The 24,845-nt window shown below is 73.7% G+C and carries 22 protein-coding genes; 10 read left to right on the forward strand and 12 right to left on the reverse strand.

Annotated features, from left to right (window positions below; all coding sequences use genetic code 11):
• Positions 1–11: 11 nt before the first annotated feature.
• The 6 genes from ACWC97_RS11560 to ACWC97_RS11585 all read right to left on the reverse strand — a co-directional run bounded on the left by ACWC97_RS11560 (position 12) and on the right by ACWC97_RS11585 (position 8,382).
• Complete coding sequence (locus ACWC97_RS11560) at positions 12–797, reverse strand: maleylpyruvate isomerase family mycothiol-dependent enzyme (protein WP_450648852.1); 786 nt, start codon at positions 795–797, stop codon at positions 12–14.
• A 40-nt stretch (positions 798–837) separates the two neighbouring features.
• On the reverse strand, positions 838–1,410 hold the full coding sequence (locus ACWC97_RS11565) for a hypothetical protein (RefSeq protein ID WP_352279361.1): 573 nt from the start codon (positions 1,408–1,410) through the stop codon (positions 838–840).
• 143 nt (positions 1,411–1,553) lie between these two features.
• Positions 1,554–4,523 (reverse strand): BTAD domain-containing putative transcriptional regulator, encoded by a 2,970-nt coding sequence (locus tag ACWC97_RS11570; RefSeq protein WP_450648854.1) that lies wholly within the window; start codon positions 4,521–4,523, stop codon positions 1,554–1,556.
• Between the two features lie 662 nt (positions 4,524–5,185).
• A complete protein-coding gene (locus ACWC97_RS11575; RefSeq protein WP_450648856.1) occupies positions 5,186–6,259 on the reverse strand; it encodes a prenyltransferase in 1,074 nt (357 codons plus the stop codon).
• Entirely contained in the window at positions 6,256–7,011 is a 756-nt protein-coding gene (locus ACWC97_RS11580) for a class I SAM-dependent methyltransferase (RefSeq protein WP_392278891.1), read from the reverse strand. Before ACWC97_RS11580 ends, ACWC97_RS11575 begins: the two co-directional genes overlap by 4 nt.
• Positions 7,012–7,074: 63 nt before the next feature.
• Positions 7,075–8,382, reverse strand: coding sequence for a glycosyltransferase family 4 protein (locus tag ACWC97_RS11585; protein ID WP_450648858.1), 1,308 nt, complete (start codon positions 8,380–8,382; stop codon positions 7,075–7,077).
• Between the two features lie 249 nt (positions 8,383–8,631).
• Here ACWC97_RS11585 and ACWC97_RS11590 point away from each other — a divergent pair, with 249 nt between their 5' ends.
• The 9 genes from ACWC97_RS11590 (at position 8,632) to ACWC97_RS11630 (ending at position 16,683) form a co-directional block, all read left to right on the forward strand.
• Positions 8,632–9,243, forward strand: a complete 612-nt coding sequence (locus ACWC97_RS11590; protein ID WP_450648860.1) for a TetR family transcriptional regulator — start codon at positions 8,632–8,634, stop codon at positions 9,241–9,243.
• 249 nt (positions 9,244–9,492) lie between these two features.
• The gene (locus ACWC97_RS11595) at positions 9,493–10,083 is read left to right on the forward strand and encodes a fasciclin domain-containing protein (RefSeq protein ID WP_352279371.1); all 591 of its coding nucleotides are present in this window, start codon (positions 9,493–9,495) and stop codon (positions 10,081–10,083) included.
• Positions 10,084–10,325: 242 nt separating this feature from the next.
• On the forward strand, positions 10,326–10,676 hold the full coding sequence (locus ACWC97_RS11600; RefSeq protein WP_352279372.1) for a DUF4190 domain-containing protein: 351 nt from the start codon (positions 10,326–10,328) through the stop codon (positions 10,674–10,676).
• A 287-nt stretch (positions 10,677–10,963) separates the two neighbouring features.
• Complete coding sequence (locus ACWC97_RS11605; RefSeq protein WP_352279374.1) at positions 10,964–12,205, forward strand: substrate-binding domain-containing protein; 1,242 nt, start codon at positions 10,964–10,966, stop codon at positions 12,203–12,205.
• A gap of 3 nt (positions 12,206–12,208) precedes the next feature.
• A complete protein-coding gene (locus ACWC97_RS11610) occupies positions 12,209–13,000 on the forward strand; it encodes an ABC transporter ATP-binding protein (protein WP_352279376.1) in 792 nt (263 codons plus the stop codon).
• A complete protein-coding gene (locus ACWC97_RS11615; RefSeq protein ID WP_352279377.1) occupies positions 12,997–13,770 on the forward strand; it encodes an ABC transporter ATP-binding protein in 774 nt (257 codons plus the stop codon). The genes ACWC97_RS11610 and ACWC97_RS11615 overlap by 4 nt, the downstream gene beginning before the upstream one ends.
• Positions 13,770–14,657, forward strand: coding sequence for a branched-chain amino acid ABC transporter permease (locus ACWC97_RS11620; protein ID WP_352279378.1), 888 nt, complete (start codon positions 13,770–13,772; stop codon positions 14,655–14,657). Before ACWC97_RS11615 ends, ACWC97_RS11620 begins: the two co-directional genes overlap by 1 nt.
• Positions 14,654–15,802, forward strand: coding sequence for a branched-chain amino acid ABC transporter permease (locus ACWC97_RS11625; protein ID WP_450648863.1), 1,149 nt, complete (start codon positions 14,654–14,656; stop codon positions 15,800–15,802). The genes ACWC97_RS11620 and ACWC97_RS11625 overlap by 4 nt, the downstream gene beginning before the upstream one ends.
• Positions 15,799–16,683, forward strand: a complete 885-nt coding sequence (locus tag ACWC97_RS11630; RefSeq protein WP_450648865.1) for an alpha/beta fold hydrolase — start codon at positions 15,799–15,801, stop codon at positions 16,681–16,683. The genes ACWC97_RS11625 and ACWC97_RS11630 overlap by 4 nt, the downstream gene beginning before the upstream one ends.
• 4 nt (positions 16,684–16,687) lie before the next feature.
• Here ACWC97_RS11630 and ACWC97_RS11635 read toward each other — a convergent pair whose 3' ends face one another.
• The 3 genes from ACWC97_RS11635 to ACWC97_RS11645 all read right to left on the reverse strand — a co-directional run bounded on the left by ACWC97_RS11635 (position 16,688) and on the right by ACWC97_RS11645 (position 20,643).
• A complete protein-coding gene (locus ACWC97_RS11635) occupies positions 16,688–18,673 on the reverse strand; it encodes a helix-turn-helix domain-containing protein (RefSeq protein ID WP_450648867.1) in 1,986 nt (661 codons plus the stop codon).
• A 59-nt stretch (positions 18,674–18,732) separates the two neighbouring features.
• On the reverse strand, positions 18,733–19,554 hold the full coding sequence (locus ACWC97_RS11640; protein ID WP_366296602.1) for a 3-hydroxybutyrate dehydrogenase: 822 nt from the start codon (positions 19,552–19,554) through the stop codon (positions 18,733–18,735).
• 102 nt (positions 19,555–19,656) lie between these two features.
• A complete protein-coding gene (locus ACWC97_RS11645; RefSeq protein WP_450648869.1) occupies positions 19,657–20,643 on the reverse strand; it encodes an aldo/keto reductase in 987 nt (328 codons plus the stop codon).
• Positions 20,644–20,920: 277 nt separating this feature from the next.
• On the opposite strand from ACWC97_RS11645, the gene ACWC97_RS11650 reads away from it, so the two are divergent.
• Positions 20,921–22,393 (forward strand): extracellular catalytic domain type 1 short-chain-length polyhydroxyalkanoate depolymerase, encoded by a 1,473-nt coding sequence (locus tag ACWC97_RS11650; RefSeq protein WP_450648871.1) that lies wholly within the window; start codon positions 20,921–20,923, stop codon positions 22,391–22,393.
• 58 nt (positions 22,394–22,451) lie between these two features.
• On the opposite strand, the gene ACWC97_RS11655 is transcribed toward ACWC97_RS11650, so the two are convergent.
• The 3 genes from ACWC97_RS11655 to ACWC97_RS11665 all read right to left on the reverse strand — a co-directional run bounded on the left by ACWC97_RS11655 (position 22,452) and on the right by ACWC97_RS11665 (position 24,837).
• Positions 22,452–23,330, reverse strand: coding sequence for an urease accessory protein UreD (locus ACWC97_RS11655; protein ID WP_450649233.1), 879 nt, complete (start codon positions 23,328–23,330; stop codon positions 22,452–22,454).
• A 59-nt stretch (positions 23,331–23,389) separates the two neighbouring features.
• On the reverse strand, positions 23,390–24,052 hold the full coding sequence (ureG, locus tag ACWC97_RS11660) for an urease accessory protein UreG (protein ID WP_450649235.1): 663 nt from the start codon (positions 24,050–24,052) through the stop codon (positions 23,390–23,392).
• A gap of 86 nt (positions 24,053–24,138) precedes the next feature.
• Complete coding sequence (locus ACWC97_RS11665; protein WP_352279388.1) at positions 24,139–24,837, reverse strand: urease accessory protein UreF; 699 nt, start codon at positions 24,835–24,837, stop codon at positions 24,139–24,141.
• Positions 24,838–24,845: the final 8 nt, after the last annotated feature.

Raw genomic sequence — 24,845 nt, forward strand, 5'->3', positions numbered from 1 at the left:
GGGCAGGGTGATCAGAACTCGATGCCGTTCATCCAGAAGTCCAGCACCCCGGCGTCGCCGAGCACCTCGACACCCTCGTGGCCGACGGGCAGGCGCCGGTTGAAAACCAGCATCAGTTCGGTGAGCGGGGCACGCAGGGTCACGTCCGCCTTGCCGTGGGCGCGGCGCCAGGCGTAGCCGTCCTCGCCGAACCCGATCAGCCACTCGGCGCCGGGCGCGTCGGTGGCGTGGAGGTGGAGGGAGTGCCCGGTCCCGGCGCCCGGGGCGGTCAGGGCCGCGGCCCGCTCGCTGCCGGAGGAGACCGCGAAGTCGACGATCTGGAGCCACTCCTCGATCGTGTCGGCGGCCAGCTCCGGGTCGACCTCGAAGCCGGTGCCGGTGGTGAGGGCGGCGTCGGCGTGGTGGACGATCGTCTCGTGGGCCATCCGGCGCGCCCAGAAGCCGGTGCTGCCCTCCCAGGCCCAGGACCACACCTTCACCTCCGGGCCCGCCTCGCGCAGCGCCTCGACGGCCGCCGTCGCACCCTCGGCCAGCCAGGCGTCCAGGGTGTCGGCGTCCTCGTCCGCCGGGGCCGCGTTCGGCACCTGGTCGGGCGGGATCACCTCGGCGGAGCGGGTACGGACGATCTCGGCGACCCAGTGGTGGACCTGGCCGATGTGGTGGGCGAGTGCGCGCAGGTCCCAGTCGGGGCAGGTCGGTACGGTCGTGGAGAGGTCGGCGCCGCGGATCGCGGCCCGGAAGGCATCGGTGCGGCTGAGGATCTCGGTGCAGTAGCGGTCGTGCGTGAGTGAACTCATGGTTGCACCCTAAGCATGACGGAGGGTGGAACACCCGCGTTTATCCGCCGAGTTGGGACGTGGTCGGCACCTTGTCCTTCACGTCGGCGCCCGCACTGCTGCCGGCCGACTTGATGTTGTTGATCACGCTCTCGAAGGCGCCGATGTCGCCCTCGCCCGCCTGGCCGTTGCGGAGCTTGCCGCCGAGCCCCTTGAGCGATTCGATGCCCGCGGTCAGCGGGGCGACCGCCTTGGCGAGCAGCGGGTCGCCCTTGGCGTTCTCCGTCGCCGCCTTGAGCCGGTTGTAGGTGAAGCCGCCCGCGAGCCCGGCCTTGACCAGGGCGAAGGTCCGCCCGTCCGCGCCCTTCTTGAACTTGCCCGCCCGGTACGGCTTCACGATCCACTGGTACGTCGCCCCGGCCGCGAGGCCCGCGTTGGTCACGAACCGGGTCTTGGCGAACTTCTGCGCCTGGGCGGACGAGGTGGCGCTCGGCGAGGCGGAACCGGAACCGCTCGCGCTGCCGTCGCCGCTCTTCCCGCAGGCGGCGGCCCCGACGACCAGGGTGCCGGACAGCAGCAGCGGCAGGAGCAGACGGCGGACCGGCGCCGGAGCGGTCTCGGCGGAACTGGGCACGGCGGGCCTCCCTGGCCGGGGCCCGGGACGGCCCCACGACGGGTGACCACTGCGGCCACTCCCGGCCAGCCTCACCCGCCCCGGGGGCCGCTACCACCCGGGGACGGCCGTCCGGGTCGCCCCGTCGGCGCGGGCGACCCGGATCAGGCGCCCCCGCGCGCCCGGCACGGCTGCCTTTCGAGGAGCAACGCGCGCACGGTCTCGGCCTCCGCGGCGTCCAGCCGCTCGTAGATGTCGAGCGCCTCGTTCCACGAAGCGACCGCACGGCCGGTCTGGCCCAGTTCCGACAGCGCGTGGCCGAGCACGGTCAGCACCGCGCCCCGACGCCACTCCCCGCCGATTCCGTCCAGCGTGACCAGCGCCTCCTCCGCGTGGGCCGCGGCCTGTGCGAAGTGCCGCGCGGCGAGGTCGACCTCGGCCAGCCGGAACAGGCCCATGCCCTCCCACAGCCTCTGGCGGCTGTCCCGGAAGACGTCCAGCGCCTCGTGGAGGCATGCGCGCGCGGCGTCCAGCTCACCGCTCCGGGTGAGGGCCAGGGCGAGCGCGTAGCGGCCGTTGGCTCCGCGCAGGGCGCTGCCCATGGCGTCGTGGATGTCGATGCCCCGCCGTGTCAGCGCGATGGCGCTCGCGGTCCGGCCGGTCGCGAGGTGCACGCGCGAGAGGTTGACCAGGGCGGCGGCCTCGCCGGGGCGGTCGTCCAGCGCGCGGAAGTACTCGGCGGCCCGGGAGAGATGGGCCTCCGCGTCCCCGTGCCGGTTCTGGTGGAGCGCGATGGCGCCTCTGCTGTTGAGCGCGTCGCCCGTGGCCCAGGAGTCGCCGGTCGCGCCGCCGAGCCGCACCGCCTCACCCGCTTCGTGGTCCGCCTCCCCGAATCGGCCCACGAGGAGGTGCAGATGGGCGAGCGCCGCCCGCACCCGCCCTTCGGTCCGCTCGTCACCGGCGGCCACGGCGGCGTCCAGCAGGGCCGTGGCCACCGACTCGTAGCGCGTGAACTCACTGCCGGACTCGGCGAGGTCCCGCACCGCGAGCAGCAGATCGGCCGCCTTGCGCGACTCGCCCGTCCGGGCGGCCTGCCGGGCCGCGGACAGCAGTCCCCTCGCCTCACCGAACAGCCAGTCCCGCGCCTCGGAGCGGTCGGCGAAGACCAGCCCGTCGCCCTCGGTCGGCGCCAGGTGCTCGATCAGGCGGTCGCCGGGCCGCTCCAGCGCGTACACACCCGCCGCGGTGGCCAGGTAGAAGTCGAGCAGCCGGGACAGGGCCGCCGCCCGCTCGCCGGGCGCCTCCTCGTCCCTCTCGGCACAGCCACGTGCGTAGAGGCGGAGCAGGTCGTGGTACCGGTACCGGCCCGGTGCCGCCGACTCCACCATCGACGTGTCGACGAGGGCCTCCAGGAGTTCCTCGGTGCCGTCCTCGGAACGGCCGAGCACGGACGCGGCGGCCGACAGGGAGATGTCCGGTCCGTCGGCCAGTCCCAGCAGGCGGAACGCGCGTGCCTGCGCGGGCTCCAGCTGCCCGTAGGCCACCTCGAAAACGGCCTTCACCGCCAGGTCCCCGGCCTGCAGCTCGTCCAGTCGCCGCCGCTCGTCCGCCAGCTTCGCGGCCAGTACCGAAACGGTCCAGGTCCGCCGCACCGCCATCCGCGCCGCCGCGATCCGGATCGCCAGGGGCAGGAATCCGCACGCGGCCACGACGTCGAGTGCCGCCGTGCGCTCGCGGGCGACACGTTCGCTGCCGACGATCCTGGTGAACAGGTGCAGTGCCTCCGCCGGACCCAGCACGTCCACGTCCACCAGATGGGCACCCGCCAGGTCGCCCAGGTTCCCCCTGGACGTGATCAGCGCGGCACATCCCTCCGCGCCCGGCAGCAGCGGCCTCACCTGTGCGGCGTCACGCGCGTTGTCCAGGAGCACCAGCACCCGCCGGCCGTTCAGGACCGAGCGGTACAGCGCCGCCCTGTCCTCCAGGGAGTCGGGGATCGCCGCGTCCGGCGTACCCAGGGCGCGCAGGAAGGAACCCAGGACCGTCCCGGGCTCCGCCCCTCTCGCCTGCGGGCCCTGGAGATCGACGTAGAGCTGGCCGTCGGGGAACTCCCGGCGTGCCCGGTGAGCGACGTGGACCGCCAGCGTCGTCTTGCCGACGCCCGCGATCCCCGACAGCGCCGCGACCGCCATGACCCGGCCGTTGGCCGATGCCAGCACCTCCCCCAGCTCCTCCACGCACGCCGCGTGGCCCGTGAAGTCGGGCACCGTGGCCGGAAGTTGGGCGGGACGGACGGGGGCCACCGCCGCGGCGGGCTCCGGGGCGGCAGGCTCCGCCAAGGTCGGGTCCGCCTGCAGGATCCGGTGCTGCAGCTCCGTCAGCTCTGGGCGGGGGTCCACGCCCAGTTCGTCCGCCAGCAGCCGCCGGGTGTCGGCGTACACCGCGAGCGCCTCCGCCTGGCGGCCGCTGCGGTACAACGCCAGCATCAGCAGCTCCCGCAACCGCTCCCGCAGCGGATGCGCGGCCGTCAGCGACGTGAGTTCCGAGACGACTTCCGCGTGGTGGCCCTGTTCGAGCTCCGCGTCCACGCGGGTCTCGGTCAGCTGAAGGCGCCATTCCTCCAGGCGCGCGCGCTGGTTCTCCGCGAACGGGCCCGGCACCCCCGACAGCGACTCGCCGTCCCACAGGGCCAGTGCCTCACGGAGCAGATCACTCGCATGCCCCGGCTCCCCGTCGATCCTGGCCCGCTCCGCCCGAGCCGAGAGGTCCCGCGCCAGCGCCATGTCCAGGGCCTCGTCAGGCAGCCCCCGAATCGCGTAGCCTCCCGAATCGGCCACCAGAACATGCGGCCCGAGGACCTTGCGCAGCCGGGAGGCATAGGTCCGTACGGCGGCCAGCCCCTGCGACGGGGGCTCCTCGCCCCACAGCCCTTCGATCAGTTCGGCCGCTGTCGCCGTGCGGCCACCGCGCAGCAGCAGGGCGGCCAACAAGCCACGCTGTTGTGGTGATCCGGCCGACAGCGCCTCGGTTCCCCGCCACACGCGCACCGGGCCAAGTACGCTGAAACGCAGTGCCGCCATACCCTCGGGCGACGTGGCGGAACGCTGCTCCAGCACCTGTCGCGCGACGTCCATGGCTGCCCCCTCCGGTCAGCGTAGCAACTCGTTTAGCAGACGTATATGCATCGTTTATCGACACCTGCGACCATCGACGCATCGCACTCTGTGACTTGCCCAGTCCGGGGCTGCGCCGAGGCAGGGCCCCCGGGAGTGGCATCCCGGGCCCTGCCCGCCCGGCGTGACAGCCGATCGATTCGGGCTGCGAATTCCGCCAACTCTAGCTCGGTCACGTGACTTTGAGCTACCGTCGTCCCGTTGCTCCGGACGGCGGACGGGTCGGCCCCTGCCAAGGGCCGCCTATGGCCTGCCTGTTGGTCCGCGCAGCAGATCCGGACTGGGCACCGTCATAGGGAGAACGAGCATTGTCATGCAATCAATCAGTGCACCCATGTTGTGGGCCGGAGTCGTGGTCACTCTGGCCTATTTCGTACTGGTCGGATACCTCATCAGGTCACTGAGGTCCAACAGGCGACTGCCTTCGGCGATCGCGGCCGTGACAGGGCTCGTGGGTGCGCTCCCCGTAGTGCTCTACGCCCTGTACGCCGTGCTCAGCACCCCGGCGTAGGCGTGTTCGCGCGAAGGTAGGCGTCGACGCGGGGAAGCGGTGGAACGCGCGCCGCTTCCCCGTACGTCGCCGGGACCGGTGCGGGACGGCCGTCCGGGTCGCCGGAGCCGGCTCAGCGGCAGCAGTCCGGCTCCAGGCCGTGCGGGAGGTGTTCGCCGCCGAAGACCGCCGTGGTCGCCTCGTGGCCACCGAGCGCGGCCACCGCGAGGAGCAGGGAGCCGGCCGTCCAGGTGGTGAGCTCCTGGGGCCAGAAGGCCCGGTCGCCCTCGAAGACGTATCCCGTCCAGTACAGGCCGCCCTCGGCGCGCAGGTGCTGGATGGACTGGAGGATCTCCAGTGCCCGGTCGGACTCGCCCACCGCCCAGAGCGCCAGGGCGAGTTCGCAGCTCTCGCCGCCGGTCACCCAGGGGTTGGGCACGACGCAGCGCACCCCGAGGCCGGGGACGACGAAGCGGTCCCAGCCGGCGTCGATGCGCTTCCTGGCGGCCTCGCCGGTGACCGCGCCGCCGAGGACCGGGTAGTACCAGTCCATCGAGTAGTGGCTCTTGTCGAGGAAGCGTTCCGGGTGCTCGCGGATCGCGTGGGCCAGCGCCCCGGCGGCCAGCTCCCAGTCGGGCTGGGGCTCCTCGCGGCGCTCGGCCAGGGCGAGGGCGCAGCGCAGCGCGTGGTGGACGGAGGAGCTTCCGGTGAGCAGCGCGTCGTGGACGGGGGTGCCGTCGGGTTCGCGCTTCCAGCCGATCTCGCCGCCGGGCCGCTGGAGGCCGAGGACGAACTCGACGGCGGCGTAGACGGTCGGCCACATCCGGTCGACGAAGGCGTCGTCGCCGGTGGCGAGGTAGTGGTGCCAGACGCCGACGGCCACGTACGCGCAGAAGTTGGTCTCCAGCGAGCGGTCGGTGGGCCGGGCGGGGTCGCCGTCGTGGTAGGCGGCGTACCAGGAGCCGTCCGGGTTCTGGTGCCGGGCCAGCCAGTCGTAGGCGCGGGCGGCGGCCTCGTGCTCGCCGGCCGCGTCCAGGGCCATGGCGGCCTCGGTGTGGTCCCAGGGGTCGAGGTGGTGGCCGCGGAACCAGGGCAGGGCGCCGTCCTCGCACTGTTCGGCGAGGAGCGCGGCGACGGTCTCGGCGGCCTGCTCGGCGGTGAGGACGCCGGGCAGGACGAGGTGCTCGGTCTGCTCGGGTACGGTCACGCCTCGGCCCTGGTGAGGTCCTGGGCGGCGGCCGCGGGGAGGTGGGGCTTGGTCGCGTAGGCGACGAAGCTCTTGCCGACGACGGGGTTGAGCAGCTGCTCGGCGACCCGGGTGGCCATCGGCTTCTTCATGATGTCCCAGACCAGCAGCTTGTGGTACGCCCGCACCGGCAGCGCCTTCTCGTTGTCGACGCCGAAGGCGCACTTCAGCCACCAGTACGGCGAGTGCAGGGCGTGGGCGTGGTGGGTGCCGTACGGCTTGAGTCCGGCGCCGCGCATCTTGCCGAGGAGTTCGTCGGCCTTGTAGATGCGGATGTGGCCGCCCTCGACCTCGTGGTAGGCGTCGGAGAGCGTCCAGCAGACCTTCTCGGGGCCGTAGCGCGGGACCGTGATGGCGATCCGGCCGCCGGGCCGGAGGACCCGGACCATCTCGGCGAGGACGCCCTTGTCGTCGGGGATGTGCTCCATCACCTCGGAGATGATGACGACGTCGAAGGAGGCGTCGGGGAACGGCAGGTTGAGCGCGTCGCCCTCCATCGCGGTGGCGGTGGCACCCTCGGGGGCCTCGCCGGCCTCCTTCATCGCGGCGAACCACTTGGCGACCTCGCGGATCTCCTCGCCGTTGCGGTCCAGGGCCACGACCTGGGCGCCGCGCCGGTAGCACTCGAAGGCGTGGCGTCCGGCGCCGCAGCCCAGGTCGAGCACGCGGTCACCTGCGGCGAGCGGGAAGCGGGTGAAGTCCACGGTCAGCACGGGTGCCTGCTTTCGCGGTCGAGGGGGTGGGTCGGGGTGGGCGGGGCGGGTATGGGGGCCTGGTCAGCGACGGCCGCCGGAGCGGGCCGCGATCGCCTCTCGGTACAGCTCGGCGGTGCCGATGGCGGCCCGCTTCCAGGTGAAGCGGGCGAGCACCCGGTCGCGGCCCGCGGCGCCGAGCCGGGCGCGCAGCTCCGGGTCGCCGAGGAGCCGGCCGAGCGCGTCGGCCAGGGCGCCGGGGTCGGCGGGCGGGACGGCCAGGCAGGTCTCGCCGTCGGGTCCGGCGACCTCGGGGATGGCGCCCCCGGTGGTGGCGACGAGCGGGGTACCGGTGGCCATGGCCTCGGCGGCGGGCAGCGAGAAGCCCTCGTACAGGGAGGGGACGCAGGCGATCTGGGCGCCGCGCACCAGGTCGACGAGTTCGGCGTCGGTGATGCCCTTCACGAACTCGACGGCGTCCTGGAGGCCGTGCCGTTCGATGGCCTGGGCGACCGGCCCGTCCTCGGCCCGCTTGCCGACGACGACGAGGTGTGCGTGCGGGTTCCCGGCGCGGAGCTTGGCGAGCGCCTCGACGAGGTGGACCAGGCCCTTGAGCGGCACGTCGGCGCTGGAGGTGGTGACGATCCGTCCGGGCACCTCGGCGACCGAGGGATCGGGCGACCAGAGGTCGGTGTCCGCGCCGATGTGCACGACGTGGACGCGGTCCGGGCGCACCCCGAGGTGGTCGACGATCTCCTGCCGGGAGGAGCCGGAGACGGTGAGCACCGAGGGCAGCCGGCGGGCGACCCGCTTCTGCATGCGGGTGAAGGCGTACCAGCGGCGCACCGAGGCGCGGCGGCGGCGGTTCTCGGCGGCGGCGAGCTCCAGTTCGCGGTCGACGGTGATGGGGTGGTGGATCGTGGTGACGAGCGGGGCGCCGAGATCCGCCAACAGCCCGTAGCCGAGCGTCTGGTTGTCGTGGATGACGTCGAACTCGCCGCGTCGGGCCGCGAGATGGCGGCGGGCACGGAGGCTGAAGGTGAGGGGCTCGGGGAAGCCGCCGGTCCACATGGTGGCGACCTCGGTCAGGTCGATCCAGTCGCGGTACTCGCCCCGGCCGGGGGTGCGGAAGGGATCGGGCTGGCGGTAGAGGTCCAGGCTGGGCAGTTCGGTGAGCGGGACGCCCTCGTCGAGCACCGGATAGGGCTGGGCGCCGATCACTTCGACGTGGTGGCCGAGCCGGGCGAGTTCGCGGGAGAGGTGGCGTACGTAGACGCCCTGGCCTCCGCAGAAAGGATTGCCCTTGTAGGTGAGGAGTGCGATGCGCAACGGGCGGTCGCCGGACGCGCCGTCACCCGCGCGGGGGCCCGACTCTATGGCCTCAGCGGTCACACTCGGCCCCCTTCGTCACTGCGTTTCCGCCGGAGCGTAACCGCTCGCGCTAATCTAGAACAAGTTTCAGACTGGATCGTTCAATATCGTTCAATGAGCTACGAATCTACCGGCAGGTAGCGTCGGTGCAACGGCCGGATCAGGTGATTCGCGCCACGACCTGGCACGCTGGCATGCTGTGCGCCCCCGGGGGCCGACAACGTCCCCCGCCGGTCGCGGACAGAAGCCATGAAGGGGGGACGGGGAGACATGACAGCGGAAGCCAGGCCTGCGTCGCCGCCCCTGACCGAACGCCAGGAGGCCCGCCGCCGCCGCATCCTGCACGCCAGCGCCCGGCTCGCCGGCCGGGGCGGTTTCGAGGCGGTGCAGATGCGCGAGGTCGCGGAGGACGCCGGGGTCGCCCTGGGCACGCTGTACCGCTACTTCCCGTCCAAGATCCACCTGCTGGTCGCGACCATGCAGGACCAGCTCCAGCACCTGCACTCCACCCTGCACCGGCACCCGCCGGCCGGGCGCGCCCCGGCGCAGCGGGTCGCGGACACCCTGATGCGGGCGTTCCGCGCGCTCCAGCGCGAGCCGCACCTGGCGGACGCGATGGTACGGGCGCTGACCTTCGCGGACCGCAGCGTGAGCCCCGAGGTGGACACCGTCTCGCGGATCACCACGGCGATCATCCTGGACGCGATGGGGCTGGAGGACCCGACGCCGGAGCAGCTGTCGGCGGTCCGGGTCATCGAGCACACCTGGCACTCGGCGCTGATCACCTGGCTGTCGGGGCGGGCGTCGATCGCCCAGGTGAAGATAGACATCGAAACGGTGTGCCGGCTGATCGACCTGATCCGGCCAGAAGAAGCCCCGTAACACCCCGCCCGGTGGCCCGGGATGCGATCCGGAGGGATGGCTGCCAACCTGGTGGAGGTGCACGCCGTGCCCCGGTCCGTCACTCGGCCGGGCGCAGGGGGCCCGGTGGAACGGACCCCGGAGCGGCACCCCGCAGGCGGGCCGCGCGGATGACCCCGCAGCGCCCCCACGTTCACGTACAGAACGTGCCAGGTGACGCGTCGAACGTCACTCATCCCACCCGACCCCCTTCCAGAAGGGTCCACCGTCATGCAGATCCGTCGCTCCCACGCCTTCGTCGCCGCAGCCGCCGCGGTCCCGCTGATCATGGTCGGGATGGCTCCACTGGCGTCCGCCGACTCCTCGCCGAAGCCCGCCCACTCGGCCCAGACCTTCGGGACCGGCTGTTCGTCCATGCCCACCTCGGGCAAGGGCAGCGCCGCCGAGGCGGCCAAGAAGAAGACGGGCGATGCCATCGCCGACAACAAGGACCTCTCCAAGCTCCACGACGCCCTGAAGAAGGCCGGTCTGGACAAGAAGCTGAACGACGCCACGCACGTCACGGTGTTCGCTCCGACCAACGCCGCCTTCGACAAGCTGTCCAAGACCGAGCTGGACTCCCTCATGAAGAACCCCGACCAGCTCAAGAAGGCGCTCGAGTACCACGTGGTCGACAAGAACATCACCCGCACCGACCTGGCCAAGGGCTCCTTCACCACCCTCGAGGGCTCCAAGCTCATGACCTCGGGCTCCGGCGAGAACTACAAGGTCAACGGCACCGCCACCATCACCTGTGGCGACATCGAGACCATGAACGGTCACCTCAACCTCGTCGACAGCGTTCTGATGCCCTCCTCCTGACGGGCCCTCGGACGCTCCGGAGCCCCGGGGCTCCGTCGGGGCGTGGACCGCCGGCACGGTCCACGTCCGGGCGGGGACCCGGGGCTCCGTCCGCCCGTTCCACGGCCTGCCCGAGGGCGGCTTCTAGCACAGGCGGCGACCGTACCGCTGCTGTTTCGCCACATTCCCCTCACTTTTTGGCTCGAACACGCGTTTAAGTGGCCTTTACCATGGCTGTGACCAGCACTTATCGAGAGGGAGACATGACTGACCAGTCAGGCATCGCAGGCGGCACCGCAGGGCCCCAGGCCCCGGGCGGACCCGGATTCGGCGTACAGCCCCCGGCCGGATACGGATACCCCGGCGGCGCCCCGCTGCCCAGCGGCAAGGCGACCGCCTCGATGGTGCTCGGCATCCTCGGCCTGCTGCTCATCCCGATCATCCTGCCGATCATCGCGCTGGTCCTCGGCATCTCCGCCAAGCGGATGGCCGACCGGGGCGAGGGCGGCGGCCGCGGCCAGGCGGTCGCGGGCATCGTGATGGGCTGGATCGGCGTCGGATTCGCCGCCCTCGGCATCATCGCGGCCACGATCCAGGCCTTCGCCGCGATGTAACGGGCCACCGCCCGCATTCCGCGCACCGCCGCGCCGGGGAACCGTACGATCCGGTTCCCCGGCGCGGCTTTCGCGTTCCCGGGCGCGGAGTCCGGCGTACCGGGGCGGGCTTCCGGGTAGCCGTACGCGGGCCGGCGCGTACCGGCATGCGGCTTTCGCGTTCCGGCTCCATGTGCGGCGCCCACATGGGCATCGCGCCAGGTGGGGCGCCCGGCACCATATCGACGGCGGCGCGGTGTTCATACGGTTCGGCGACATCCCATGAACACGCCGAGGAGCCGGTCACCATGCGTCGCAGAGCCACGGGCATCCCCCGTCACCGCGGATCCCTCTCCACCGCCCTGTCACTGGCCTGTGCCGGTCTGCTGCTGGCCGGGTGCACCGCCGCCGGGAAGGCCGGTGAGAGCGGCTCGGGCGGGGACGCCGAGGACTCCGCCGTCAAGGTGGGGCTCGTCTACTCCCGGACCGGGCTGCTCGCGGACTACGGGAAGCAGTACCGGGACGGCTTCATGGCCGGCCTGGACCACGCCACCCACGGCACCCGCAAGGTGGCCGGGCACCGCATCGAGGTCGCCGAGCAGGACGACGCGGGCGACCCGGGCAAGGCGGTCGCCGCGGCCAAGACCCTGATCGGCAAGGGCTACAAGGTCCTCGCGGGCACCACCGACTCCGGGGTGGCGCTCCAGATGGCGCCGCTCGCCGCCCAGAACAAGGTCCTCTACATCAGCGGACCGGCCGCCACCGACGCGGTGACCGGCATCAACGACTACACCTTCCGCTCCGGCCGCCAGTCCTACCAGGACATCCTCACCGCCGGATCGATGCTCGGCGACGCCAAGGGCAAGAAGGTCACGGTGCTGGCCCAGGACTCCACGTTCGGCCAGGCCAACGTCGCCGCCGTCAAGGCGGTCCTCGGAGCCGGGGGCGCGAAGGTCGGCTCCGTGATGGCCCCGCCCAGCGCCACCGACCTGACCCCGTTCGCCCGGCAGGTGAAGGCGGGCCGGCCGGACCTGGTCTTCGTCGCCTGGGCGGGCTCGACCGCACCGGCCCTGTGGACCGCGCTGGACCAGCAGGGCGTGCTGGAGGCGGGCAAGGTCGTCACCGGGCTCGCCGGGACCGCCTCGTACCCGGTCTTCGGGGAGGCCGGCACCAAGGTGTCGTTCCTCGCGCACTACTTCCCCGGGGCGGGCGGCGGCAACGCCGTGGAGAAGACCATGCTCGACGCGGTCACGAAGGCGGGCGGCACCCCCGACCTGTTCACCCCCGACGGCTTCACCGCCGCGCAGATGGTGGTGCGGGCGATCGAGGAGGGCGGCACCTCCGACACCGCCGCCATGGTCAAGGCCCTGGAGGGCTGGAGCTTCGACGGGGTGAAGGGCAAGGAGCAGGTCCGGGCCGAGGACCACGCCCTGGTGCAGCCGATGTTCGTCGCAAAGCTCAAGGGGAAGGGCGCCACCGCCACCCCGGAGCTGGTGAACACCGTGCCCATGGCCGAGGTCGCGCCGCCCGCGAAGCCCGCGGCGGGCTGACCGATGGCCGCACCGGACACCACCGCGCCGCGCGCGGGGACGGCCCCGGACACCGCCCCGGTGCTCCGGCTGGCCGGAATCGGCTGGAGCGTCGGCGGGGCGACGATCGTCGAGGACGTCTCCCTGAGCGTCCGCGAGGGCGAGTTCCTGGCCTTCATCGGCCCCAACGGGGCGGGCAAGACCTCCCTGTTCAACCTGATCAGCGGGGTCACCACGGCCACCTCCGGCACCATCGAGCTGGACGGCGCCGACCTGACCGACCGGCCCGCCCACGCGCGGGCCCGGCGCGGCCTCGGCCGCACCTTCCAGACGTCCAGCCTCTGGCCGGGCATGAGCGTCGCCGAGCACGTCCGGCTGGCCGCACAGGCCGCCGGGGGCGGCTCGCACCGGCTGTGGCGGCGGGCCCCCCGCTTCACCGCCGAGGTGGACGGCGTACTGGAACGCACCGGCCTCGCCCACCGGGCCGGGGCCACCGCGGCCGAACTGTCGCACGGCGAGAAGCGCAAGCTGGAGCTGGCCGTGCTGCTGGTGGGCGAACCCCGGCTGATGCTGCTCGACGAGCCGATGGCCGGGGTCAGCGCCGAGGAGGTCCCCGCCCTCACCGAACTCATCCGCACCCTGCACCGGGACGAGGGACGCACCGTCCTGATGGTCGAGCACCACATGGACGTCCTGCTGGGCCTGGCCGACCGGCTCGCCGTGATGCACCACGGCCGGCTGCTCGCCCTGGACACCCCCGAGGCGGTCACCGCCGACCCCACCGTCCAGCAGGCCTACCTCGGGGAGGGGCTGTGACGGCCGGACCCCTGCTCTCCGTACGGGACCTGCGGGTCCTGATCGGCGGGCGGCACATCCTGCACGGCGTCGACCTGGACGTGGCCCGGCACGGGGTGACCGCCCTGCTCGGCCGCAACGGCGCCGGGAAGACCACCACCGTGCGCGGCGTCCTCGGTCTCGTCCCGCGCACCGGCAGCGTCCGGCTGGACGGCGAGGAGACCGTGGCGATGCCCACCCACACCGTGGTGCGGCTCGGCATCGGCTACGCCCCCGAGGACCGGGGGATCTTCGCCGGACTGACCGTCGCGGAGAACCTGCGGCTGGCCGAACGGCGCGGCGCGGAGGGGCCCGCGTACGGGCTCGTCCACGAGCTGTTCCCCGAACTGGAGCGGCGCGCATCTCAGTTGGCGGGAACCCTCTCCGGCGGGCAGCAGCAGATGGTGGCGATCGGCCGGACCCTGCTCAACGGCAACCGGCTGATCATCGCCGACGAGCCCACCAAGGGGCTGGCCCCCAAGGTGGTCACCGAGGTCGCCCAGGTGCTGGAGCGGGCCGCCGAGGCGGTGCCGGTGCTGCTCGTGGAGCAGAACCTCGCCGTGGTGCGGCGGCTGGCCCGGCACTGCGCGGTGCTCGCCGACGGCCGCACCGCCCACCAGGGCCCGGCCGACGAACTGCTCGGCGACGCGGAGAAGGCCCGGCGGCTGCTGGGCGTCGGCCACGGACCGGCCGCCAAGGTCTCCGCGCCCGGACCGGCCACCGATCCACCGTCGCGGGAGGCGGATTCCTGATGTCCACCGTCGTACTGCTCACCATGACCGGACTCGGTCTGGGAGCCCTCTACTTCCTGATCGCCTCCGGCCTCTCGCTGATCTTCGGCCTGATGGACGTGCTCAACTTCGCGCACGGCGCGCTGCTGTCGATCGGCGCGTACGGCACCTGGTGGGCGGCCTCCGGCCATCTGCCCGGCGCCGGCCCCGGCGGGGCGGGGTTCGTCCTCGCGGTCCTGTTCGGTACGGCGGTGGGCACCGCGGCCGCCGTGCTGCTGGAACTCGCCGTCGTCCGCCCGCTCTACACCCGGCCGCGCGAGCAGGTGCTCGCCACGGTCGGGGTGGGGCTCGCCGTTCCCGCGCTGCTGTCCGGGATCTGGGGCTCGGACGCCCGTACCTTCCCCGGGCCGAAGGCGCTGTCCGGCACCTTCGAACTCTTCGGCGCGCAGGTCCCCGTCAACCGACTGGTGCTGGTCGGGGCGGCCGTCGTGGTGCTGGTGGCGCTGAAGCTCTTCCTCGGCCGCACCCGGCACGGGCTGGTCGTCCGGGCCGGGGTCGAGGACCGGGCGATGGTCACCGCGCTCGGCATCGACGTACGGAAGGCGTTCACCCTCGTCTTCGCGATCGGCGGCTGCGTCGCCGCGCTCGGCGGGGCACTCGGCGGGCTGTACTTCGGCTCCGTCGACCCCCGGCAGGGCACCTCGCTGCTGATCTTCGCGTTCGTCGTGGTGGTCACCGGCGGCATGGGCTCGGTGAGCGGCGCCGCCGTGGCGTCCGTCGTCATCGGCCTGGTCCAGCAGTTCGCCAACTACTACACCGCAGCGGGCCTCGGCGACCTGGCCGTCGTGGTCCTGCTCGCCGCGCTGCTGCTCGTCCGGCCGCGCGGACTGACCGGGAGGCTCGCGTGAGCACCGTCACCGAGACACGTCACCCCGCCCGCGAGGAGGCCGCCGCCGGGCGCGCCCCCGGGAGCACCGCCCGGCTGCTGCGCCGCTGGTGGCCGGCGGCCGCCCTGCTGGTGCTGGCCGTCGCCCCGTTCAGCGCGCTGCCGCTGCCGGGGCTGCTGGACGGGCCGCTCGGCAGCCCGGGAAGCCTGCAACTCCTCGCCACCTGCCTGCTGTTCGGGGCACTGGCGACCGGCTACGACCTACTGCTGGGCCGGACCGGGCTGCTCTCCTTCGGGCACGCGCTGTACTTCGCGGCGGGCAGCTACGCCACGAACATGTTCCTGCTGGAGGCGGGGCTGCCGTTCGCGGTGTCCGCGCTGCTCGGCGTCGCGTGCGGGATCGGACTCGCGCTGGTGCTGGGCTCGGTGAGCCTGCGGGTCACCGGCATCGGCTTCTCCATGGTGACGCTGGCGTTCGCCCAGGCCGGGTCGATCCTGGTCTCCCGCAACCCCGGCGGGCTCACCGGCGGCGAGGAGGGCCGGGCGGCCCCGGCCGAGCTGCTGCCGTCCGGGCTCGTCGGCATCGGGAACACCGCCAACCTGTACTGGCTGGCCCTCGGATACCTCGTACTCACCCTCGCCGTCGTCCACTGGGCGGTCAACTCCCCCACCGGGCGGGTCTGGGAGGGCATCAAGGAGAACGAGCGCCGGGTGGAGGTGCTGGGGCTGAAGCCGTACGGGTTCAAGCTCACCGCCTTCGTGCTGGCGGGCGCCCTGGCCGCGCTCGGCGGTCTGGTGCACCTGCTGCTCACCGGCGGCTCGACCCCGCAGACCACCACCTCCGACTTCACCCTCTCGCTGCTGGTGATGGTGGTGCTGGGCGGCTCCGGCACCCGGTGGGGGCCGATGGCCGGCGGCATCCTCTACACCTGGGCCGACCACCGGCTCGGCGACCTGGCGGGCTCGGGCGCGGTCGCCGATCTCCCGGCGGTGCTGCGGGTGCCGCTCTCGCAGCCGCTGTTCCTGCTCGGTGTGGTGTTCGTGGCCGTGGTACACCTGCTGCCCGGCGGTCTGGCCCGGCTGCCGTCCCGGCTGGCCGCGCTGCGCCGCCGCACCACCGACACCCCCGCGGACGGCGGGGCCCGGAAGGAGAACGCACGCCCATGACCCCGTACGAAGAGATACGAGTGCCCGTGACCGGGGGCGATCTCGCGGTGCTGCGGTGGCCGGCCCGGGAGCCCGGCGCCCCGGTCGTCGTCGCCCTGCACGGCATCACGGCCAACGCCCTGTCCTGGGGGCCGGTGGCCCGGCTGCTGGACGGCCGGGTCACCCTGGTCGCCCCGGACCTGCGGGGCCGGGCCGGAAGTGCGGCGCTGCCGGGCCCGTACGGGATCCCCGTGCACGCCGACGACGTGGCGGCGGTGGCCGACGCGGTGGCGGGGCCGGGCCGGGTGGTGCTGGCGGGCCATTCGATGGGGGCCTTCGTGGCGGCGCTGGCCGCCGTCCGGCACCCGGACCGGTTCGGGCCGCTGCTGCTGGTGGACGGCGGGGTCGGCTTCCCCGCCCCCACCCACCTCTCCCCCGACGAGCTGCTGACCGCGGTGATCGGCCCGGCCATGGACCGGCTGTCGATGACCTTCCCGAACCGGGCCGCGTACCGCGCGTTCTGGCGGGCGCACCCGGCGTTCGCGGGTGGCTGGTCGGCGGAGGTAGACGCGTACATCCAGCGCGACCTGACCGGCCGGGAGCCGGAGCTGCGCTCCTCCTGCCGGATCGAGGCGGTACGGGACGACGGGATCGGCCTGTTCGCCGAGGAGGTGCTGGCGGCGGTGCGGCGGCTGCCCGTGGACGCGACGCTGCTGTGGGCGCGGCGCGGTCTGATGGACGAGGACCAGGGCCTGTACGACGAGGACCGGCTGGCGGTGGCGGACCTGGGCGGTACGCGGGTGACGCCGGTGCCGGTCCCGGACGTCAACCACTACACCCTGCTCACCGGGGAGGCGGGTGCCGCGGAGATCGCCGAACGGCTGGTGAAGGCGGCCGGCTGACCGCTCAGGCCCTCCCCTGTTCCGCCCCGCCCGTCAACAGGTGCAGGCGGAGGGCGAGTTGGAGTTCCAGGGCTCGGTCCGGCGCGTTCCAGTCGTGGCCGAGCAGCACCTGGACCCGGTCGAGCCGCTGCACCACCGTGTTGACGTGGACGTGGAGTTCGTCCTTGGCCCGGACGAGGCTGCCCCCGCAGCCGAAGTAGGCGGCGAGGGTGCGGACCAGGTGGGTGCCGCGCTGCGCGTCGTACTCCAGGAGCGGGCCGAGGGTCGCGGTGACGAAGCCCTCGACGTCCTGGGCGTTGCCCAGCACCACGCCGAGGAAGCCGAGTTCCTCGACGCAGGCGCCCTCGCCGGTGCGGCCGAGGGCCCGCATCGCGCGCAGGCAGCGGGCGGCCTCCCGGTGGGCGTCGGCCAGTCCCCGGGCGCCGCGCGCCGGGCCGGTGGCGGCGACGGTGACGGGGGCCTGGACGAGCTGGCCGAGCTGGGCCGCCGCCGCGCGGGCCGCGTCCCCGGCCGGCGGGGTGCGCTCCCCGGCCTCGATCAGCAGCACCACGGTCCCGGCGTGCTCGGCGCTCACCCCGTGGACGTCGCCGCCGAAGAGGTAGCGCACCGCGGCGGGCGCGAGCCGTCCCCGGGGGCCGCCCTCGGCCACCAGCAGCAGGTGCGGGCGGTCCAGGTCGACGCCGAGGCGGCGGCCGCGTTCGGTGAGCCCGGCCGGGTCGCGGTCGGCGTCGGTCAGCAGGTCGGTGATCAGCTCGCCGCGCACCCGGTTCTCGGTCTCTGCGACCGTGCGCCGCAGCAGCAGGAGGAGCCCGGTGACCACGGAGGCCCGCTCGAACAGCCGCCGGTCGGAGTCGTCGAGCGGCCCGCGCCGGTGCAGGACCAGCCCGGCCAGCAGCTCCTGACCGGCGAGCACGGCGCAGATCCACCGCCCGTCGCGCTGCACGGCGCGGGCGCCGGTGCGGGACGCCTCGGCGGTCTCGGCCAGCCAGCCCGCGTCCATGCTGTCGGCGGCGAAGTCGCCGCCGTCGGCCCGGACGGCGGCCAGCGGCCGTCCGACCGGGTCGTGGATGGTCAGCGGGGAGTCCAGCAGCCCGGCGACGGCCGTCGCGACATCGGCGACGTCCCCGCCGCGCAGCACCAGGTCGGTGAGCCGGTCGTGGGACTCCTCGGCCCGCCGCATGGCCGCCGAGTGGGCGTGCACCGCCGCGTTGGCCTCGGCCAGTTCGGCGTTGGCCCCGGCCAGTTCGTCCAGGGCGGAGCGGGTGTCGGCCAGGGCGCGGGCGGTGTCGATGGCGATCGCGGCGTGCGCGGCGAGCGAGCAGAGCAGCGCGACCTCGTCGGGGCTGAAGACGCGGGGCGCCCGGTCGGCGGCGAAGAGGACGCCGATGACCTTGCCGGTGCCGCCCCGGCTGGAGCCGAGCAGCAGCGGTACGCCGAGGATGGCGACGAGCCCCTCGTCGAGCACCCCGGCGTTGATGTTGCGGGTGTGGTGGAAGCGGTCGTCGGTGCGGTAGTCGTGGGTGGCGTACGGGCGGGCGGTCTGCGCGACCAGTCCGCCCAGCCCGTGGCCGAGTTCCAGGCGCAGCCGCTGGAAGACCATCGAGACGGAGCCGTCGGTGACCCGCATGTAGGTGTCGCCCGCCTCCTCGTCGGGGAGCGTGAGGTAGGCGGTGTCGGTGCCCAGGAGCATCCGGGCCCGGCGGACGATCGCCTTCAGCACCTCGTCCAGGTCGCGGGAGGCGGCCAGGTCGCCCGCGGTGTCGAAGAGCGCGGTGAGCTGGAGTTCGCGGCGGCGGTGCTGGCGCAGGGCGCCCCTGATCCGCAGCGCGGTGGCGGTCGCCCGCTCCACCTCCGCCAGATCGCCCGCCGCCACCCCGGCGGCGCGGGCCCGCGAGGAGACGGCGCCCAGCTCCTCGGCGGGGGCGTCGTCGGCCAGCAGGTCGAGCAGGTGGCGCAGATGGGGCGCGGCGGAGGCGGGCGGTTCAGACATGAGGGCCGGTCTTCTCGGGGGCGGGGGCCGGGGGCATGCGGCCCCTGGTCGGCGGGGGTCTAGTGGGCGGTCCAGCCGCCGTCCATGGAGAGCGAGGTGCCGGTGATGTGCCCGGTGCGCGGTCCGCAGAGCCAGAGCACGGCCTCGGCGACGTCCTCGGGCTCGATCAGCCGCTTGATCGCGCTGCGCTCCAGCATGACCCGGCCGACCACGTCCTCCTCGGAGATGCCGTGGGTGCGGGCCTGGTCCGCGATCTGGTTCTCGACCAGCGGGGTGCGTACGTAGCCGGGGCAGACGCAGTTGCTCGTCACCCCGTGCTCCGCCGCTTCGAGCGCGACCACCTTGCTGAGTCCCTCCAGTGCGTGCTTGGCCGTCACATAGGCCGATTTGTAGGGGCTGGCCCGCAGGCCGTGGACGGACGAGATGTTGACCACGCGCCCCCAGCCGCGTTCGTACATGCCCGGCAGGGTCCGGCGCAAGATGCGGAAGGGGGTTTCCACCATGACGCGCTGGATCAGGGCGAACCGGTCCGGCGGGAAGGTGTGCACCGGGGCGACGTGCTGGAGCCCGGCGTTGTTGACCACGATGTCCGCGTCGGCGGGCAGCGTCTCCACCACCTCGGGGTCGGAGAGGTCGGCCACCCACGCCGTCCCGCCGATCTCCGCCGCGAGGCTCCGCGCGGCCTCCTCGGCCCGGTCCACCACATGGACCCGGGCGCCCGCCGCCGCCAGGGCCTGGGCGCAGGCCCGCCCGATCCCGCTCGCTCCCCCGGTGACCAGGGCGGTGCGCCCGGTGAGGGGGCGGTCGGCGGGGGCGGGCGTGCCGGGTGGCGGGGCGGTGGGCGGGGCGGCCTGGGCGGCCGGGCGCTGGGGAGTCTCCATGGCCGTCACGGTAGGGAGACCGGGGCCCGCGTCACACGGCGCCGACGCACACACCGGGGTACCCCGGCATGGTGGCGGGCCACACGGGACCGCGCCGCCCGCTCAGTGCGCCGCGTCGAGCACCGCCCGCTGCTCCGCCGTCAGCTCCAGGTCGACCGCCGCGAGGCTCTCGTCGAGCTGGGCCACCGAGGAGGCGCCGACCAGCGGGACGAACGGCACGTCCCCGCCGATCAGCCAGGCCAGCACCACCTGGTTGACGGTCGCCCCGGTCTCCGCGGCGACCTTCCGCAGCGCGGCCTGCCGGGCGGGGGTGCCGGGGTGGTCGTACTCCGGGCCCAGCGGCTTGTCGTCGCGGACGTAGGCCCCGGCCAGCAGCGGCGAGTACGCCACCGGAACGAGCGCGGGCTCGGCCCGCAGATAGCTGAGCAGGTCCCCGGCGGCCACGCCCTCCTGCCCGTCCGGGGAACGCCAGCTGGGCTGGTCGGTACGGCGGCGCAGGTAGGTGTGGTGGTACTGGAGGACCTCGTACCCGGGCAGCCCGGCGTCGGCCGCGATCCGGCGGGCGCGCTCCACCTGCCAGGCCCAGTGGTTGCTCACCCCGAGCAGTCCGACGGTGCCCTCGGCGACCAGTCCGGCGAAGGCCCCGACGGTCTCCTCCAGCGGTGTGGCGCGGTCCTGGACGTGCGCGTAGAGCAGGTCGATCTTCTCGACGCCGAGACGTTCGCGGCTGCGTTCCGCGGATTCCCGGACCACTGCGGCGGAGAGGTCGACGACGCCCTTGGTGAAGTCGGTGGCGGGGACGGTGGGACGGGCGCCGAGCTTGGTGGCGATGACGATCCCGTCGCCGACGCCCCGGCTGCGGCGCCAGCGGCCGAGCAGCGCCTCGCTCTCGCCGCCCCGGGTTCCGTCGACCCAGAACGCGTAGTTGTCGGAGGTGTCGATGAACGTCCCGCCCGCCTCGGCGTAGCGGTCGAGGATGGCGAAGGAGGTCGCCTCGTCGGTGAGGGTGCCCATCAGCATGGCGCCGAGGCTGAGCACACTCACCTCCCGGCGGGTGGCGGCATCGGTGCCGATGGTGCGGTAGCGCATGGTGGTCCCCTCGTCAACGGCCCGTTCCGGTCAGGGCGTTGGCAGGGAGTCTGCATGTTGGAGTGCGCTCCAGCGCAAGGGCGGACCGGTCCGGGGCGGTGCGGGGCGGGATCGCGCAACGGGGGCGGCGCACACTGCCCGGCCCGGGGTGTGTCCGCCGGGCCCATGGGCCGCCGGTGGGGCGGCCCGTAACGTCCGCACGCATCCCCACCCCCGTACCGTCCGCCGGGCCGTGCCTTCCCCGGGCCGCGCCCGCTCCCCCACCCAGGAGGTCTCCGTGCGCCCACCGATCCTGCGACGCCTGCTCGGGCGCGTCGCTTCCACCGCGGCGCTGGCGCTCGTCGCCGCGTTGCTGAGCGTGGCCGGGACCGCGCGCCCGGCCGCGGCCGCCGGCGGTCTCCAGCAGGTCACCGGCTTCGGCTCGAACCCCGGCAACCTCCAGATGTACGCGTACGTCCCCGAGGGGCTGCCCGCGAACGCGCCGCTGGTGGTGGCGCTGCACGGCTGCACCCAGACGGCGAACGACTACTACACCGGCTCCGGCTGGCCGAAGTACGCCGACCAGTGGGGCTTCGCGGTGGTGTTCCCGCAGACCACGGCGGCCAACAACGCCCTGTCCTGCTTCGGCTGGTTCGATCCGGCGGAGAGCGGGCGGGGCCGGGGCGAGGCCGCCTCGGTCGCGCAGATGGTGGAGTACGCGAAGCAGCGGTACGGCTCGGACGGCGGCCGGGTGTACGTCACCGGCCTGTCGGCGGGCGGTGGCATGGCGGCCGATCTGCTGGCCTCCTATCCGGACGTGTTCGCGGGCGGCTCGATCGCCTCGGGGCTGCCCGCCCAGTGCGCGACCAGCCAGGTCGGGGCATCCTCCTGCCAGTCGGGGTCGGTGAGGCTGACGCCCGCGCAGTGGGGCGACAAGGTGCGCGGCTCCTACCCGGGGTACGCGGGCCCCTGGCCCCGGGTGGCGATCTGGCAGGGCACCGCGGACTACACGGTGAACCAGGCCAACGCGACGGCCCTGCGCGACCAGTGGACGGACGTCTGGGGCATCGGCCAGACCCCCTCGGCCACCGACACCCTGCCCGGCAGCACGACCCGCACCACGTACGACGACGCCTCGGGCCGCCCGGCGGTGGTGACGTACTCGCTCGCCGGGATGGGCCACGGGCTGCCGGTGAGCCCCGGCTCGGGCGCCGACCAGTGCGGGGCGACCGGGGCGTACTTCCTGAACACGATCTGCTCGACGTACCACACGGGCGTCTTCTGGGGCCTGGACCAGGGCACCCCGGGCGGCGGCGGGGACGGGCTGCCCGCCCCGTCCGGGCTGCGGGTCGCCGGGGTCACGGCAAACAGCGTCTCGCTGACCTGGGACGCGGTGGAGGGCGCGGCCTCGTACGCGGTCAGCCGGGACGGTGCGCGGATCGCCTCGCCCGCCTCGGCCTCGTACACCGACACCGGTCTCGCCGCGGGCAGCAGCCACCGCTACACGGTGACGGCGCTGGACGCGGCGGGCACGCCCGGCACCGCCTCGGCCGCGGTGACGGCGACCACCACCGGCTCCGCGCCCGCCCGCTGCTTCACCGCCACCAACTACGCGCACGTGGTCGCCGGACGGGCGCGCACCACGGGCGGACTGGTGTACGCGGAGGGCTCGGGCGACGCGATGGGCCTGTACAACGTGTTCGTCACCCACACCCTGCGGGAGTCCCCGGCGGGGTACTTCACCCTCGCGGACAGCGGCTGCGCTGCCTGAGTCACGGACGGCCGGGCGCCGATCCCTCCTCGGGAGGGACCGGCGCCCGGCCGTCGCGTCACGCCTTGCGCAGGTCGGGGGCGGGGACGCCGATGAGCAGCCGGCGCACGGCGTCCCAGGCGGTGCGCATCGCGCGGTGCAGGGCGGGCGGGTCGCTGCCGACGATCCGGACCCAGGCCCCGCAGTCCTCGGGCAGGGTGCTCACCCCGAAGGCCGGACCGGCCGGGCCCAGCACCTCGTACAGCGTGTCGGCGATCCGTTCGGCGGGGGCGAGCGGGCTGACCGCGTACAACGTGGCCATCAGGTCGTGTCCGGCGAAGACGGCCGGGCCGGTGACCCCGCCGGGCCCGTGCGGGTCGAGCCGGACGCTGTCCACGGCCAGAAGCGTGCCGTCCGGGCGGAGGATCTCCAGGTCGCTGAAGAGCATCCGGTAGGCGTGCCGTTCGCCCCGGGCCAGCCGGCCGGCCGTGATCGTCTCGCCGAGCAGCAGGGTGGCGGTCGGATCGACCGTCGCCCGGGTCTGCTGGTAGAAGCGGGCGTCCCGGTAGGGGATCACCGGATCCGGCAGGTACTCGACGTAACTCCCCTCCCGAGCCCGCAGATTGACGACCTGGGTGGCGTGGTCGAACTCCATCCGGTGCACCTTGGTGGCGGCCTGGGTGGTCAGGTGCAGGGCGGTGCCGGGGCCGCAGTCGATGTCGATCCGGTTGCGGTCGGCCTGCACGATGCCGCCGCCGGTCGACATCAGATACGTCACCGGAAGGTCCGGCCGTTCCGGGTCGACGTAGAGCGGGCGCATGATCTGGAGCGGCGACTTCTGGTACCGGTCGACGAGTTCGGTGCGTCCGTCGACCCGGGCGTAGCGGAGTTCGAGCAGGCCGACCTTGCCGGGGCGCCCGGCGGCCAGGGTGTCCGGGGTGCCGGTGAGGTCGAGCATCCGGGCCGGTACCCGGCGGGGTTCGTAGTGCGCGGGATCCAGCCGCGCGGGCGCCCGGTTCACGCGGAGGCCGTCTCCGGGTCGGACTCCGCGACGCCCCGGGCGGCCTCGTGGGCCAGTACGAAGTCGGCGATGGCGCCGAGTCCGTCCCCGGTGAGCGAGTTGGTCAGCACCACCGGGCGCCCCTCCCGGACCCGGTGCGCGTCGGCCTCCATGGTGTCGAGGTCGCAGCGTACGTAGGTGGCGATGTCCACCTTGTTGATGACGAGCAGGTCGGACTCGGTGATGCCGGGGCCGCGCTTGCGGGGCATCTTGTCGCCCTCGGCGGTGTCGAGCACGAAGAGGAACAGGTCGACCAGGGCCGGACTGAAGGTGAGGGTGAGGTTGTCGCCGCCGCTCTCGAAGAGCAGGGTGTCCACCTCGGGGAAGCGCTCCATGAGTTCGTCGGCGGCGGCTTGGTTCATCGTCGGGTCGTCACGGACGGCGGTGTGCGGGCAGGCGCCGGTCTCCACGCCGACGATCCGGTCCTCGTCGAGGATCCCGGCGAGGGTGCGGCGCACATGGGCGGCGTCCTCGGTGGTGAAGATGTCGTTGGTGATGACGGCGGGGGTCCGGCCGCGTTCGATCAGTACGGGGACGAGCGCCTCGATCAGCGCGGTCTTGCCGGAGCCGACCGGTCCGGCGACGCCGACGCGGAGCACGCCGTCCTTCGGCCGGCGCATGAGGGCGTCGAGGTCGTGGTGGTGGTGTCCGCGGGCCTGCATGGGGTCGTGCATGGGGTGTTCCTGTCTGCGTGTGGGCGGGGGGGTCAGCTGGCGAAGAGCCGGGCCTCGGCGCGTTCGTGGCGGCCGGCCATGATGTCGGCGACCGGTACGCAGCCGCCGAGGTCGGCCGCCTCCCTGCTCAGGGCGGCCTCGACGGTCTCCTCGATCACCGGGGCGGCGCCGTGGAGCACGACCTGCGCCCGGCGGTGGTCGGTCAGCCGCAGCCGCAGGGCGGCCCCCACGAAGCTGGCCGCGAAGGCGAACAGCTCGCAGGTGACCGCCTGGCGGACCGGCAGTCCGTTGCCCGCGTGGACGACGGCGGCGACGACCGGCTGGCAGCCGGGTACGGCGCCGTCCCGGTGGAGGGCCCGGTACCGCTCGATCGGCTCGGTGCCGTACACCTCGGCGGCCAGGTCCAGCAGTTGCCGCCCGGTGCGGACGGCGGCCTGCCGGGCCTCCCGCCCCAGCTTGGTGGCGTGCAGCCGCCGCTCCACCGCCACCAGTTCCGCCCAGTCGCCGGCGGTGACCGCGCGGTGGGCCAGGGCGAGGGCGGTGGCGTCGGACGGTCCGACGCCGTGGCGCAGCAGGTCGTGCAGGAGGGCCGGCAGTCCGCCCGGGGTGACCGCGCGGGCCTGCTGGAAGCCCTCCAGACCGTGCGAGAGGGTGTAGTAACCGCTGGGGAAGGCCGAGTCGGTGAGCTGGAGCCCGGTCAGCAGGGCCGGGATCGGTATCGGGTCGTTCACACCGGTGC

It is taken from the genome of Streptomyces sp. NPDC001108 (assembly GCF_053598535.1).